The sequence below is a fragment of the Pseudoduganella dura genome, assembly GCF_009727155.1.
In the GTDB taxonomy this organism is placed as follows: Bacteria; Pseudomonadota; Gammaproteobacteria; order Burkholderiales; family Burkholderiaceae_D; genus Rugamonas; species Rugamonas dura.
On record NZ_WNWM01000002.1, the window covers coordinates 2769630 to 2783236 of the forward strand.

Consider the following 13607-nt stretch of genomic DNA (forward strand, 5'->3'; position numbering starts at 1 on the left):
ATCAGGCGGCCAGCCGCGCCCGGCCGCCTTCGACCGATTGCAGCCATGTCTTGAAACGGTACAGGCGCTGCCGGTAATTGCCTTCCAGGTTGCCGTCGACATGGTCGAAAGCCCGCGCGATGCGGTCCAGCGCCTGGCGCTGGCGGGCCGTCTCCACCAGCACCAGCCGGCGCCGGCCCCGGCCGTAACTGGCGCGGATGTCGATCACCAGGCAATGGCCGTGATCGGCCGCCTTCACATCGAGCAACAGCGCCTCGGCGCGCGTCAGCCCGAACAGCGCGGCCAGTTCGATCCGCGCCGCCAGCAGCGGCTGGCTGCTGGCCAGTTCCCGCGTCAGCAACGGCAGCAATGCCACGGCCCAGCCGGATGCATCCGGCGCCGGCACGATCCGCGCCAATACCTCGGCGGCTTGCGTGCAATGTTGCGCCGCCGCCTTCTGCAGCCAGTACAGCGCCTTGACGTCGTTGCTCTCATGACTGCGGCGCATCCGCCATGCCTGCAGTCCGCACTCGAGCTGCGCGGCGCCATGCCCCAGCGCCGCGGCTCGCTCCAGGCATGCCTGCGCTTCGCCCACGCAGCGCTGTGAAAACTCCGGTTTGACATAAATACGCGACAGCGCGAACCATGCCTCGGCCAGGCCCTGTTCGCCGGCCAGCGTCAGCCAGCGTACCGCGCGCTTGAAACTGGCCGGGCAGCCGTGCGGCAGCCGCACGCCTTCCGCATCGATGCGCGCCAGCTGCAACCCCATCGCCAGCTGGGCATGGCGGTCGCCCGCCGCGGCCGCCAGCTCGCGCATCCGCTGCGCCTCGCCGGTATCCCCCGCGGCGGCCAGCGCTTCGGCGCAGCGCGCCAGCAGACGGGCGTTGGCGGCGGACCCCGGCCAGGCTGCGGGATCGGCCGGCGCTTCCTCGAGCAGCGCGCGTGCCAGCGGCAGCGCTTCGGCAAGGGCAATGGCCGGTTCGGCACCGCCGCGCCCATCTGGCGCGACCGGATGCGGGGCCGGATGCAGCTCGGGTGCGGCCGGCTGTAGCCGCGCCAGCAGCGTGCCCGCCTCGGCGCAACCCGCATGCGCTGCCGCGTCGAGCGCACGGCGGGCGCGCTGGCGCAGGCCGGCCTGGGTCACGGCGGGTTCCTGCAACAACAACTGACCCAGGGTCAGCGTGGCCTGGACGATCCCGGCATCGCTGGCGCGCGCATACCAGTCCAGCAGCGTGGCGCGGTGGTGGGTCGCATATTGCAAGGGAATGTGGCGACCGATCAGCAGCCACGCTTCGTCGATGCCTGCGGCTGCCGCGCGGGCCAGCCAGTGCAGCGCGGTGGGCGGGCTGCATGGCAGGCCGGCGCCGCCCGCCAGGTATAACTTGCCCAGTCTCAGCTGGCATGCGGCATCTCCCGTCCGCGCACCCCTGATCACTGCCAGCTCTTCACGATTGGCCATGTCGGTCTCCAGAAGCTGCGTTATCGCGGAACCGGCGGCAATGCAGTTTGCAGTTGCCGGCTTTCCACTATTCGCGCTTTTTTTCGTTATGCGGTATTGACGCAACTGAACAGTTTATTCTCGAAACTGTTGCATTGCCTGAACAAGGTTGAACTCGCTTGATCCAACGCAAACGAGTTCAACCAAAGGTCCGGCTACGCTGTTCATGGATACCTTACCAATGAAAGGATTACGTGACGTGGATAAACAAATGGCACCGTAAAACTACCGTTTTATAAATACAACAAGATCCCGGTGTTTTTCCGCTTTCAACCAAGACTCGTGTCCGCAATCGACCAATACGCCGGCCTCGACGGCACCACGATTTAAGGTGCACCTGTCCAGTTTCACGAGCATCCGCTGGCTTCTTGCACAACCCATCCAGAACAGAGGGAACGACAAATGAAGAAATCCTTGGTTGCCCTGGCCCTGACGGCCGCTTTCGGCGGCGCCGCCGCCCAGTCCTCCGTGACCATCTACGGCACGATCGACGCAGGCATTCAGCGCACCACGCATGCCCCCAACGATGCCACGCTGGTGTCCCGGCGCGATAACAACAAGCTCGGTTTCCGCGGTGTCGAAGATCTCGGCAATGGCCTGAAAGCATTGTTTCAACTGGAAATTCGCTACGATCCCGATACCGGTGCCCTCGAAAACAATGTCCGCCCGCTGTTCCAGGGGCAGAGCCGGGTCGGCCTGCAGGGTGCGTTCGGTACCGTGCGCATCGGCCGCGGCCTGACCGCTTACCAGGAATCGTCGGTGGCGTTCGAACCATGGTCCGGCCTGCCCAACGTGGCCGGCTACCAGACCGACCTGCACGTGGCCGGCTATACCAGCGATCCGCTGAGCGTTGCCGGCAACTCGCTGAACCGCTTCTCGAACGCGGTGTTCTATAACACGCCCGTCATCGCTGGCTTCCAGGTCAACGTCTCGGTGGCCACCAAGGAAGCCAACAACGGCCCGGCCGTGATCGGCAAGGGCACCGCCACGGCGCCGCAGTACGCGGCCAACTCGACGGCCTCCGCCAACCCGTACTCGGTCAGTGCCACGTACACCAATGGCCCGTTCGCGGCGATGCTGGGGGCCGAGCGCAACGCCATCGAAACGAAGCTGTGGTCGGTGGCGGCTTCGTACAAACCCATCACGGACCTGAAACTGATGGCGTCGTACCAGCGCCAGGACCAGAGCCATACGCAGTTCTTCAACGAAGATACGAACGCGTGGGTGGTGGGTGCCAACTACACGGTCGGCGTGAACAAGTTCATCGTCGGTTACGGCCAGAAGGATCCGGATGGCGTCATCAAGACCAAGCAGGCCTCGGTCGGCTACGAATACAATATTTCTCCACGCACCTACCTGTATGTGGACCTGTCGGTGAAAAAGACCCCATTCGTGGTAACGGCCACCAACGACGTCACCCGCAAGCACTACGCGCTGGGCGTGCACCACAATTTCTGAAGCTTACCCGTTGGAAGACTGCGCCCCGGGCAGGTTTGCCGGGGCGTTTTTTTGTCGGCGTGTCGGTTAGAATGTTGCTTGCATTTATTTAAAGTGACAACATGACCGCTATCCTGGATTCCTCGGCTGTCGCGCAATACCTGACAGACCATCCCCATTTTTTTGAAGAACATGCGAACCTGTTGGGCGACGTCCGGCTGTCCAGTCCGCTGACAGGCCGTGCCGTGTCGCTGCAGGAACGGCAGATGGAAGTAATGCGCGAGCGGTACAAGGCCCTGGAACTGCGCTTGTCGGAACTGAACCGTAACGCCCAGGAAAACCAGGCGATCGCGAACCGCTTCCATGGCTGGAACCAGTCGCTGCTGCGCGAACGCGACGTGGCCGCCATGCCGCGTGCCATCACCGAAGGACTGAAGACGGGATTCAATGTGCCGGCCGCCACGCTGCGCCTGTTCGACGTCGCGCCGGAGTACACCGGCGAATGGTTCGCCGCCGGTGTCTCCGACGACGCGCGCCTGTTCGCCAACGGCTTGCTTGCCCCGTACTGCGGCAGCAACAACGATTTCGAAGCCGTGCGCTGGCTCGACGATGCCGGCTCGATCAGGTCCGCCGTCATCGTGGCGCTGCGCCAGCCCGGCTCGACGGGCGCGGCGTTCGGCCTGCTGATCATGGGCTCGCCGGATGCGGAACGCTTCACGTCGCTGATGGCCACCGATTTCCTGGTGCACATCGGCGAAACGGCCAGCGTCGCGCTGGCGCCGCTGCTGGCCCCACTGCCGGCCTGAGCATGACGGACGCGCACGGCAAGGCCGGCCCGGGCGCCGGCTGGGTCGATGCCTGGCTGCGCCACCTGGCCACGCAGCGCAAGCTGTCGCCGCGCACCGTGGAAGCCTATGGCCGCGACCTGGCCGAACTGGCCGCGCTGTCGGGCGATGCCGACTGGACCGCGGTCACGCACGCGGACATCCGCCGCTACACGGCAAGGCTGCACGCCGGCGGGCAGCAACCCCGGTCGATCGCCCGCAAGCTGTCGGGCTGGCGCAGTTTTTTCGGCTGGCTGGCCGAACACACCGCGCTGCCGGCCAACCCGGTCGAGGGCGTGCGCGCGCCGAAACGCACCAAACCGCTACCGAAGGCGCTGTCCGTCGACCACGCCGTGCAACTGGTGGCAACGCCGGCGCGCACGGCCGCCACGCCTACCCCGGCGGAACTGTGCAACAGCGCCATGTTCGAGCTGCTGTATTCCAGCGGCCTGCGGGTTTCCGAACTGTGCGGCCTCGACCTGCATTTTCACAAGGCGCAGGACGGCCTGGAGGCTTCGAGCGGCTGGCTGGAGCGCGATAACGCCGAGGTCGTCGTCACCGGCAAGGGCAACAAGATGCGCCGGGTGCCCGTCGGCCAGGCCGCGCTGGCGGCGATCGCGGCCTGGCTGCAGGCGCGCCCCGCCCCGGCCGACGGCAGCGGCGCATTGTTTGTAAGCGAACGCGGCGGAAGGATGTCGCCGCGCGTCGTGCAGATGCGGCTGAAACGGCATGCGATCGCCACCGGCGCGCCGGTGCACGTGCATCCGCACATGCTGCGGCACTCGTTCGCATCCCACGTGCTGCAATCGTCCGGCGACCTGCGCGCGGTGCAGGAAATGCTGGGGCACGCCAGCATCACGTCGACCCAGGTCTATACGGCGCTGGATTTCCAGCACCTGGCCGAGGTCTACGACAGGACCCATCCTCGTGCAAAAACCGGTAAAGGTACGAGCTGATTTAAGTCAATTGTGCGATTGGACAGCATAATTGGAATTCCGGCATAATCGACCGATTCTGTTATCGACAACTGACATGGCATTGATCCCGACTACCATCCTGACCGGCTTTCTCGGCGCCGGCAAAACCACCCTGTTGAACCGCATCCTGCGCGAACAGCACGGCATGCGCATCGCCGTGATCGAAAACGAATTCGGCCAGGAGAATATCGATAACGAAATCCTGGTGCAGGAGAGCCGCGAACAGATCGTCGAGATGAATAACGGCTGCATCTGCTGCACGGTGCGGGGCGACCTGATCATCGGCCTGACGGACCTGGCGAAAAAGCGCGCCGCCGGCGAAATCGCATTCGACCGCGTCGTCATCGAAACCACCGGTCTGGCCAATCCCGGTCCCGTCGCGCAAACCTTCTTCATGGATGAGGAAGTGGGCAGCCATTACCTGCTCGATGCGATCGTCACCATCGTCGATGCGCGCCATGGGATGGGGCAGCTGGACGACAATGAGGAAGCGCAGCGCCAGGTGGGCTTCGCGGACAGGCTCCTGCTGTCGAAGACCGACCTGGTCGATGCCGCCGCGATCGAGACGCTGACCGCGCGCCTGAAGCGCATCAATCCGCGCGCGCCGATCGGCAAGTCCGATTTCGGCAACGCGCCGATCACCGAGGTGCTGGACCTGAAAGGGTTCAACCTGAACGAAAAGCTGGAAATCGATCCCGATTTCCTGGCTGCCGATGATCACGAGCATGAGCATGCGCACGAACATGAGCACCATGACCACGAACATGGCGAGCATTGCGATCACCCGAGCCACCGCCATGCGCACCACACCGACGAGATTTCCGCGTTTGCCTTCAAGAGCGACCGTCCGTTCGACTCCGCCAAGCTGGACGAATTCCTGGGCGGGCTCGTGAACGTCTACGGGCCTCGCATGTTGCGGTACAAAGGCGTATTGTGGATGCAGGGCGCTGAACGCAAGGTCGTCTTCCAGGGCGTGCACCAGCTGATGGGCAGCGACCTGGGCGCAAAATGGGGCGAGAACGACGTGCGCGGCAGCAAGATGGTGTTTATAGGCAAAAATCTGCCCAAAGACATCTTTATTCGCGGTTTGGAACAATGTCTGGTATAAACTAACCCGGTTTTTATGGGGCCGCGTCCGGTCCAGGCCAAGGCGGCCACCCGGCTGGAATTTGAAAAACTCTGTCGTATCGAAGGTAAGCGAAGTCATGACCAAAACAAATAAGACCCCCGCGGAAGCGCCTATCCTCACCGATGAAGAAATCCTCGCGATGAGCGACAAGGACTACATGAATCCGGCACAACAGGCATTCTTCAAGGCCAAGCTGCAGGCGCTGGAAAAGGAACTGCTGAAAAACGCCGGCGAAACCACCGAACACCTGCGCGAAACCGTGCTCGTGCCCGATCCGGCCGACCGCGCCACGATCGAGGAAGAACATGCGCTGGAACTGCGCACCCGTGACCGCGAGCGCAAGCTGCTGAAGAAAGTGCAGCAATCGATCGTTGCCATCGACAACGGCGACTACGGCTGGTGCGAGGAAACGGGCGAGCCGATCGGCATTCCCCGCCTGATCGCACGGCCGACCGCCACGCTATCGCTCGAAGCGCAACAGCGCCGCGAGCTGAAACAGAAACTGTACGGCGACTGAACCGTACGCCTCCCGAAAAAAGCATGCCGCGGCATGCTTTTTTTGTGCCAGCCAGCCGTACCAGGCCGAAGCCTGCTCATCGGATAGACTATCAAGATGGGACTCTTCTCCCTTTTCCGCAAAGATAAACCGGCCGACGACGACGACGCGGCCTACGCCCGCCTGGCCGCCGACAGCGAACTGCAGCGCGATGCGGCACAGCGCGACCCGCAGCACATCGCACAACTGCACAGGCAGCGCGACATCGCCCGTGCGACCGTGCTGAAGATCGATGCGATCGAGGCCGCCATGGCTGCCGACATGTTCGACGAACCGGCGTTCCGCCGGCCGCCGCGACCTGCCCCGCCCACGGCCGTTGCCGCTGCGCAGGCGCCGCCCAGTCCCGCACTGTTGCCCGATTGCGCCGTCACCGAGCTGCTGGAAGACGACGACACCCCGGCGGAAGCCGTGGCCGCCGAAACCGCCCCGGCGGTCGAGGAAGCGGCGATCCTGTACGCCAACGGCCAGCCGGAGGAGGCATGCCGGCTGCTGGCCGGTGCCGTCGCCGGCCAGGCCGGCGCCGACCGCACCGCCTGGTGGATGCTGTTCGACCTGTACAGCGTGCTCGGGCGGCAGGAAGCCTTCGACAGCCTGTCGATCGACTACGCCAGCACCTTCGAAACATCGCCACCGCCATGGAATCCGGTACTGGCCGATGCCGGGAGCGCGGCGCTCCAGGGCGGCGGCGTCGTGTCCACGACGGTGCTCGCCGGCGTGCTGGATGCCGCCGCCGGTGCGCAGATCGCCCGGCTGGGCACGGTGGCCGACGGCGCCGCGGTGCTGCGGCTGGATTTTTCCCGCGTCGCCGGTGTCGAACCGGAAGGCTGCGCGCCGCTGCTCGACATGCTGCGACTCGTGCAGCGGGGCCGCGAACTGATCCTCGCCGGCGCCGAAGAACTGCTGGCTCACGTGCGCGGCATCGTCGACGTGGGACGGCGCGACGAAGGCGAGGCGCCATGGCTGCTGACGCTGGAACTGCTGCGCCTGTTGAACCGCGAAAAGGAATTCGAGGAAGCCAGCATGGATTACTGCGTGACGTTCGAAGTGTCGCCGCCACCGTTCACGCCACCGGGCAAGGTGGCCAGCACGCCGCGGCAGGTCGCGGCGCCGGCGGCGGACCGCTACCTGCTGCCACGCACGATCGAAGGCAATCCCGAAGGTACCTGGTCGACCATCCGCGCCCATGCCGAGCACTGCGCCGTACTGGTATTCGACTGCTCGCGGCTGGCCCGGATCGACTACCCGGCGGCCGGGCACCTGCTGGCGTTGCTGCAGCAACTGGCCACCCCGGAACGGCGCATCGAATTTCGCGAGCTGAACCACCTGGTGGCGGCATTGCTGCGCTTGCTGGGGTATGGCGGCACGGCGCGGCTGTTCCCGCACCGGTACTGAGTTCGCGCCGAATATGGCATGCATGCCCTTTGCCGCGGGTAGCCTCCCTGCGGATTCCATCTCCGCGCGAGCCAAGGCATACTGGCGCTGCGTGACGACGCGGCGAAAAGGTCCGGCGTCGCGGCCCGTTTGCTGTCCGCCTTGCAATTTTTTGATCCAACCCCATTTGCGCGGCTGGCGTCATCACTTGAGGCAATTATGGAACAATTTCACGGCACCACCATCCTCTCCGTCCGGCGCGGCAACCAGGTCGCACTGGGCGGCGATGGCCAGGTAACGCTGGGCAACATCGTCATGAAGGGCTCGGCCCGCAAGGTACGCAAGCTGTATCAGGGCAAGGTCCTGTGCGGCTTTGCCGGCGGCACCGCCGACGCCTTCACGCTGCTGGACCGCTTCGAAGGCAAGCTGGAAAAACACCAGGGCAACCTGCTGCGCGCTTCCGTCGAGCTGGCGAAGGACTGGCGCACCGACCGCGTGCTGCGCCGGCTGGAAGCCATGCTGCTCGTCGCCGATGCGCAATCGACCCTGATCATCACCGGCAACGGCGACGTGCTGGAGCCCGAGGACGGCATCGGCGCGATCGGCTCGGGCGGCGTGTATGCCCAGTCGGCGGCCAAGGCGCTGTTCGAGAATACCGAGCTGACGCCGGCCGAGGTCGTGAAGAAATCGCTGACGATCGCGGGCGAACTGTGTATTTATACGAACATGTCGCACATCATCGAAACGCTGGATTGACGGCGCCGGACTGACCGCGCCACGAACCGACCCGCACAAACCGAACAACCGCAGGAACACCTATGAACATGACCCCGCAGGAAATCGTCGGCGAACTCGACAAGCATGTCGTCGGCCAGGGCAAGGCCAAGAAGGCTGTCGCGATCGCCTTGCGCAACCGCTGGCGCCGGCAGCAGGTCGACGAACCGCTGCGCCACGAGATCACGCCGAAAAACATCCTGATGATCGGCCCGACCGGCGTCGGCAAGACCGAGATCGCGCGCCGCCTGGCCAAGCTGGCCGATGCGCCGTTCATCAAGGTGGAAGCCACCAAGTTCACCGAAGTGGGCTACGTGGGCCGCGACGTGGAAACCATCATCCGCGACCTGATCGACATCGGCATCAAGCAGACGCGCCAGGCCGAAATGGCCAAGGTGCGCGCCCGCGCCGAGGATGCGGCGGAAGACCGCGTGCTCGACATCCTGGTGCCGCCGCCGCGCGACTTCGGCTTCCGCGACAATGCCGCGCAAGAGCCGCAGGAGAAGGATTCCACGCGCCACACGTTCCGCAAGCGCCTGCGCCAGGGCGAGCTGGACGACAAGGAAATCGAGATCGAGGTGGCCGACCAGGCGCCGCAGATGGAAATCATGGCGCCGCCCGGCATGGAAGAAATGACCGAGCAGATCAAGTCGATGTTCGCCGGCGTGGGCGGCAACCGCAAGAAGGCCCGCAAGATCAAGATCCGCGAAGCGATGAAGCTGCTGGTGGACGAGGAAGCTGCCAAGCTCGTCAATGAAGACGAGATGAAGCAGAAGGCGATCCAGAACGTGGAGCAGAACGGCATCGTGTTCCTCGACGAGATCGACAAGATCGCCTCGCGGTCCGAAACGGGCGGCGCCGACGTGTCGCGCGCCGGCGTGCAGCGCGACCTGCTGCCGCTGGTCGAAGGCACCACGGTGAACACGAAGTACGGCATGATCAAGACGGACCACATCCTGTTCATCGCCTCGGGTGCGTTCCACCTCGCCAAGCCGTCGGACCTGATCCCGGAACTGCAGGGCCGCTTCCCGATCCGCGTGGAACTGGAATCGCTGTCGATCGCCGATTTCGAACGCATCCTGACCAGCACCGACGCCTGCCTGACGCGCCAGTATGCCGCGCTGCTGGCCACCGAAGGCGTGGAACTGGACTTCGCGCCGGCCGGCATCACGCGGCTGGCCGAGATCGCGTTCCAGGTCAACGAACGCACCGAGAACATCGGCGCGCGCCGGCTGTACACGGTGATGGAAAAGCTGCTGGAAGAGGTATCGTTCTCGGCCACCGAGGCGGGCGACAAGCACATCGTCATCGATGCGGACTATGTCAACGGGCGGCTCGAAGCGCTGTCCGTCAACGAGGATCTTTCCAGGTACGTCCTGTAAATACTATGGCGAACAAGGCCCTGGCAACCCGGCAGAAGATGCGCATCCGCATCGAACCGTCGCAATCGTTCTCGAAACCGCGCAACCCGTTCGCCGCGCTGGCGAAGGCGCGCGCGGCCGGTCCCCACGAGCGCAGCAAATCGGCCGAGCGCCAGGCCGCCAGGCAAGCCATCGCAAAGGCCAGGCTGAAGCCGGACCCCGAGGACTGAAACTGCTCGCCGAAATCTGAACCGGGGTCCTCCCGGTTTTTTTATTGGGTAATGACCCGCTGGACCGGGGCGGTCTGCACCGGCGCGGGCTGGCCAGGAGCGCCGACCGGCGTGCCGGCGGGCGGGGTGACCAGCGGCGCGCCTGGTTGCCCTTGCCCTTGCCCTTGCCCTTGCCCTTGCCCTTGCTGTGGCTGTGGCTGTGGCTGCGGCTGCGGCTGCGGCTGGGCCTGCACCGGCGGCGCGGCGCGGTTCACGGGCGGCAGCGGCGCGGCCGTCGTCGACGACATGCCGGCGTCCGCCAGCAGGTCGAGCCGCTTCTGCACACCGCCGTCGAGCAGCATCACGTGGCGCGGCTGCACATCCTGCACCGTGACCCCGGGTGCCAGTTCCTTGCCCACCGGGTAGGCCTTCGGCGTGTCGCCATTGGCCGCGATGATCGCTACGCTGCCGCGGCCATTGCGGGCGGCCACCACGCCGCGCAGCTCGTACGAGCTGGCCGGCGCGGCCACGGCGGCCTGGCCGCCGAACAGGCCCAGCGCCGCGTCGACCGGCGGCGGCGGGGTTTCCTGTACCGGCACGACGGCGATCGGCCGCTGCGGCGGCTTGAACAGTTGCAGGGCCCAGTAGGCCGTGGACGCGGTCAGCGCCACCACGGCGGCCAGGGTGGCAATGGAGTGGATGTGGGGCGGCAGACGGTTCATTGCAACTTTCAAAAATTCGGCTCGGTTCTTCAGCTCGGGGCTTCAGCTCGGTTCAGCGGTTCAACGCAGTGGACGGCTCAGCGCACCAGCTGGTTGATCTCGATGATCGGCATCAGCACGGCCAGCACGATCAGCAGCACCACCACGCCCATCGCCAGGATCAGCGCCGGTTCGAGCAGCCCGGCGATCGTCAGCGTGCGGCGCTCCAGGTCCGCTTCCTGCGCGGCGGCGGCGCGTTCCAGCATCGCCGGCAGTTCGCCGGTGATCTCGCCGGCGCGGATCATGTGGATCAGCATCGGCGGGAAATGCTTTTGCGCCGACAGCGCGCGCGCCAGGCTTACCCCCTCGCGCACCGCATCGCTGGCCTCTTCCACCAGCTGGCGCATGGCCACGTTCGACAGCGTATCCCGGCTCGTTTCCAGCGCGCGCAGGATCGGCACCCCGGAACCGGTGGTGATCGCCAGCGTGCTGGCGAAGCGCGACGTGTTCAGGCTGCGCTCGAACTTGCCGTACAGCGGCGCCGTGAGCAGCCAGGTATGCCAGCGCGTCTTGAGCGCGATATTCTGCAGCGCGCGGCGCCACGCGACCCAGGCGCCGATCAGCAGTACCAGCACGATCAGGCCGTAGTTGCGCACGAAGTCCGATACGGCCAGCATGATCACCGTGAGCACAGGCAGCTTCTGCTTGGTGTTGGCGAATACCGACACGATCTGCGGCACCACGTACGTGAGCAGGAAGATCACGATCGAGAACGCCACCACGGTGACGATGGCCGGATACGTAAAGGCCAGCCGCACCTTCTGCACCAGCGCGTTGCGCCGCTCGATGTAGTCGGCAAGCCGGGACAGCACGCGCGACAACTGGCCGATCTGCTCGCCCGATGCCACCAGCGCGCGATAGATCTCGGCGAAGTCGCGCGGATGGCGCCCCAGCACGTCGGACAGCGACGCGCCGCCGATCACCTCGGAACGGATCGAGGCGATCAGGTCGCGCAGGTACGGCCGTTCGGCCTGTTCCAGCAGCGCTGTGAAGGCCTGCTCCAGCGGCAGCCCCGCTTCCAGCAGGCTGGCCATCTGCCGCGTGAACAGCGCCAGCTCGGTGGTCGACAGCTTTTCGCCCAGGCCGCGCCGCCGCGCCGTGCCGCTCGCATCGACCTGCGCCGCGATGGTATCGACCTTGAGCGGTACGAGTCCCTTGGCGCGCAGGTCGGCGCGCGCCGCGCGCGGGCTGTCCGCGTTGACGACGCCCTTCTTGGTGGCGCCGCCGGCGTCGACGGCTTCATAACGGAATGCCGGCATTCAGTTCATCCTCAAGCTTCTAGTCCTTGGCCACGCGCAGCAATTCGGCCAGCGTCGTGGTGCCGTTGGCGAGCCAGCGCTCGCCGTCGTCGCGCATCGTCAGCATGCCGTCGGCCAGCGCCGTCTCCTTCACATCGGCCTCGGAAGCGCGCTCATGGATCTGGGCGCGGATCGTTTCCGTCGTCTGCAGCAGCTCGTAGATGCCCACGCGGCCCTGGTAGCCCGTCTGGCCGCAGGCCTCGCAGCCCACCGCGTGCCATACCCGGCCGCCCGGTGTTTCCTCGCTGCGCTTGCATTCGCCGCACAGCTTGCGTACCAGCCGCTGCGCAAGCACGCCGAGCAGCGACGACGACAGCAGGAACGGCTCGATGCCCATGTCCAGCAGCCGCGTCACGGCCGACGCCGAATCGTTGGTATGCAGGGTGGCCAGCACCAGGTGGCCCGTCAGCGAGGCCTGCACGGCGATCTGCGCCGTTTCCAGGTCGCGGATCTCGCCGATCATGATCACGTCCGGGTCTTGCCGCAGGATCGCCCGCAGCGCCTTGGCGAACGTCATGTCGATGCGCGCGTTCACCTGCGTCTGGCCCACGCCGGCCAGGTCGTATTCGATCGGGTCTTCGACGGTCAGGATGTTTGTCGTGGTCGAGTTCAGCAGCGACAGCGCCGCGTACAGCGTGGTCGTCTTGCCCGAGCCGGTCGGGCCGGTCACGAGCACGATGCCGTGCGGCTGCGCCAGCAGGCCGTTGAACTGCGCCAGCATCGGCTCGCTCATGCCCAGGTGCTGCAGGTCGAGGCGGCCGGCTTCCTTGTCGAGCAGGCGCAGCACGGCGCGTTCGCCGTGGCCGGTCGGCAGCGTGGAAACCCGCACGTCCACCGGCTTGCCGCCCACGCGCAGCGTGATGCGGCCATCCTGCGGCAGGCGCTTTTCGGCGATGTCGAGCTGCGCCATGATCTTGATCCGCGAGATCAGCGAGCCGTGGATCGCCTTGCGTGGCTTGACGATGTCGCGCAGCGCGCCGTCGACGCGAAAGCGCACCACGGAAATCTGCTCGAACGGTTCCACGTGGATATCCGATGCACCGTCGCGCAATGCCTGCGTGAGCAGCGCGTTGATCATGCGGATCACCGGCGCGTCGTCGGAGGATTCGAGCAGGTCTTCGATGGCCGGCACATCCTGCAGCAGGCGGGTCAGGTCGAGATCGGCGTCGAACTCGTCCGCCACCTGCGACACATCGCCGCCGGTGCCGGCATAGGCCGCGGCGATCGCCGCCTCGAGCTCGGCGCGCGGCACCGGCTTGAGCTGCACGCGGCCGAAGCGCCGCGACACTTCGGCCAGCGCCGATGGCGCGGTGGCGTTCGACACCAGCACCTCGACCGTGCCGTCGCGCTCGCCGCCTTTCGCCAGCACGAGGAAGTCGCGGGCAAAAGCGTAGGGGAGAAGGTTATCCATGATGCGGGTCATCCATGATGCG

The 13607-nt window shown here is 65.8% G+C and carries 13 protein-coding genes; 9 read left to right on the plus strand and 4 right to left on the minus strand.

What is annotated here, in order from left to right:
• Nucleotide 1 precedes the first annotated feature (1 nt).
• Nucleotides 2–1438, minus strand: coding sequence for a tetratricopeptide repeat protein (locus GJV26_RS12075; protein WP_155709023.1), 1437 nt, complete (start codon nt 1436–1438; stop codon nt 2–4).
• Nucleotides 1439–1879: 441 nt separating this feature from the next.
• On the opposite strand from GJV26_RS12075, the gene GJV26_RS12080 reads away from it, so the two are divergent.
• From GJV26_RS12080 to GJV26_RS12120, 9 genes are all read left to right on the plus strand, one after another.
• Entirely contained in the window at nt 1880–2935 is a 1056-nt protein-coding gene (locus tag GJV26_RS12080) for a porin (protein ID WP_155709024.1), read from the plus strand.
• Nucleotides 2936–3036: 101 nt separating this feature from the next.
• Nucleotides 3037–3720, plus strand: coding sequence for a DUF484 family protein (locus GJV26_RS12085; RefSeq protein ID WP_155709025.1), 684 nt, complete (start codon nt 3037–3039; stop codon nt 3718–3720).
• A 2-nt stretch (nt 3721–3722) separates the two neighbouring features.
• On the plus strand, nt 3723–4694 hold the full coding sequence (xerC, locus tag GJV26_RS12090; protein WP_155709026.1) for a tyrosine recombinase XerC: 972 nt from the start codon (nt 3723–3725) through the stop codon (nt 4692–4694).
• A gap of 76 nt (nt 4695–4770) precedes the next feature.
• A complete protein-coding gene (locus GJV26_RS12095) occupies nt 4771–5823 on the plus strand; it encodes a CobW family GTP-binding protein (RefSeq protein WP_155709027.1) in 1053 nt (350 codons plus the stop codon).
• A 97-nt stretch (nt 5824–5920) separates the two neighbouring features.
• On the plus strand, nt 5921–6361 hold the full coding sequence (gene dksA / locus GJV26_RS12100; protein WP_155709028.1) for an RNA polymerase-binding protein DksA: 441 nt from the start codon (nt 5921–5923) through the stop codon (nt 6359–6361).
• 96 nt (nt 6362–6457) lie between these two features.
• Nucleotides 6458–7792, plus strand: a complete 1335-nt coding sequence (locus GJV26_RS12105; protein WP_155709029.1) for an STAS domain-containing protein — start codon at nt 6458–6460, stop codon at nt 7790–7792.
• Between the two features lie 198 nt (nt 7793–7990).
• Nucleotides 7991–8527, plus strand: a complete 537-nt coding sequence (gene hslV, locus GJV26_RS12110; RefSeq protein WP_155709030.1) for an ATP-dependent protease subunit HslV — start codon at nt 7991–7993, stop codon at nt 8525–8527.
• A 62-nt stretch (nt 8528–8589) separates the two neighbouring features.
• Nucleotides 8590–9927: an ATP-dependent protease ATPase subunit HslU gene (gene hslU / locus GJV26_RS12115; protein WP_155709031.1), complete on the plus strand. Its 1338-nt coding sequence runs from the start codon at nt 8590–8592 to the stop codon at nt 9925–9927.
• Nucleotides 9928–9932: 5 nt separating this feature from the next.
• Nucleotides 9933–10136, plus strand: a complete 204-nt coding sequence (locus GJV26_RS12120) for a hypothetical protein (RefSeq protein ID WP_155709032.1) — start codon at nt 9933–9935, stop codon at nt 10134–10136.
• A gap of 41 nt (nt 10137–10177) precedes the next feature.
• Here GJV26_RS12120 and GJV26_RS12125 read toward each other — a convergent pair whose 3' ends face one another.
• The 3 genes from GJV26_RS12125 to gspE form a co-directional block, all read right to left on the minus strand.
• Nucleotides 10178–10837 (minus strand): type II secretion system protein N, encoded by a 660-nt coding sequence (locus GJV26_RS12125; protein ID WP_155709033.1) that lies wholly within the window; start codon nt 10835–10837, stop codon nt 10178–10180.
• A gap of 77 nt (nt 10838–10914) precedes the next feature.
• Nucleotides 10915–12135 carry a type II secretion system inner membrane protein GspF gene (gspF, locus tag GJV26_RS12130; RefSeq protein WP_155709034.1) on the minus strand — a complete coding sequence of 407 codons (1221 nt, stop codon included), beginning with the start codon at nt 12133–12135 and terminating at the stop codon, nt 10915–10917.
• Between the two features lie 19 nt (nt 12136–12154).
• Complete coding sequence (gene gspE, locus GJV26_RS12135) at nt 12155–13585, minus strand: type II secretion system ATPase GspE (RefSeq protein WP_155709035.1); 1431 nt, start codon at nt 13583–13585, stop codon at nt 12155–12157.
• Nucleotides 13586–13607: the final 22 nt, after the last annotated feature.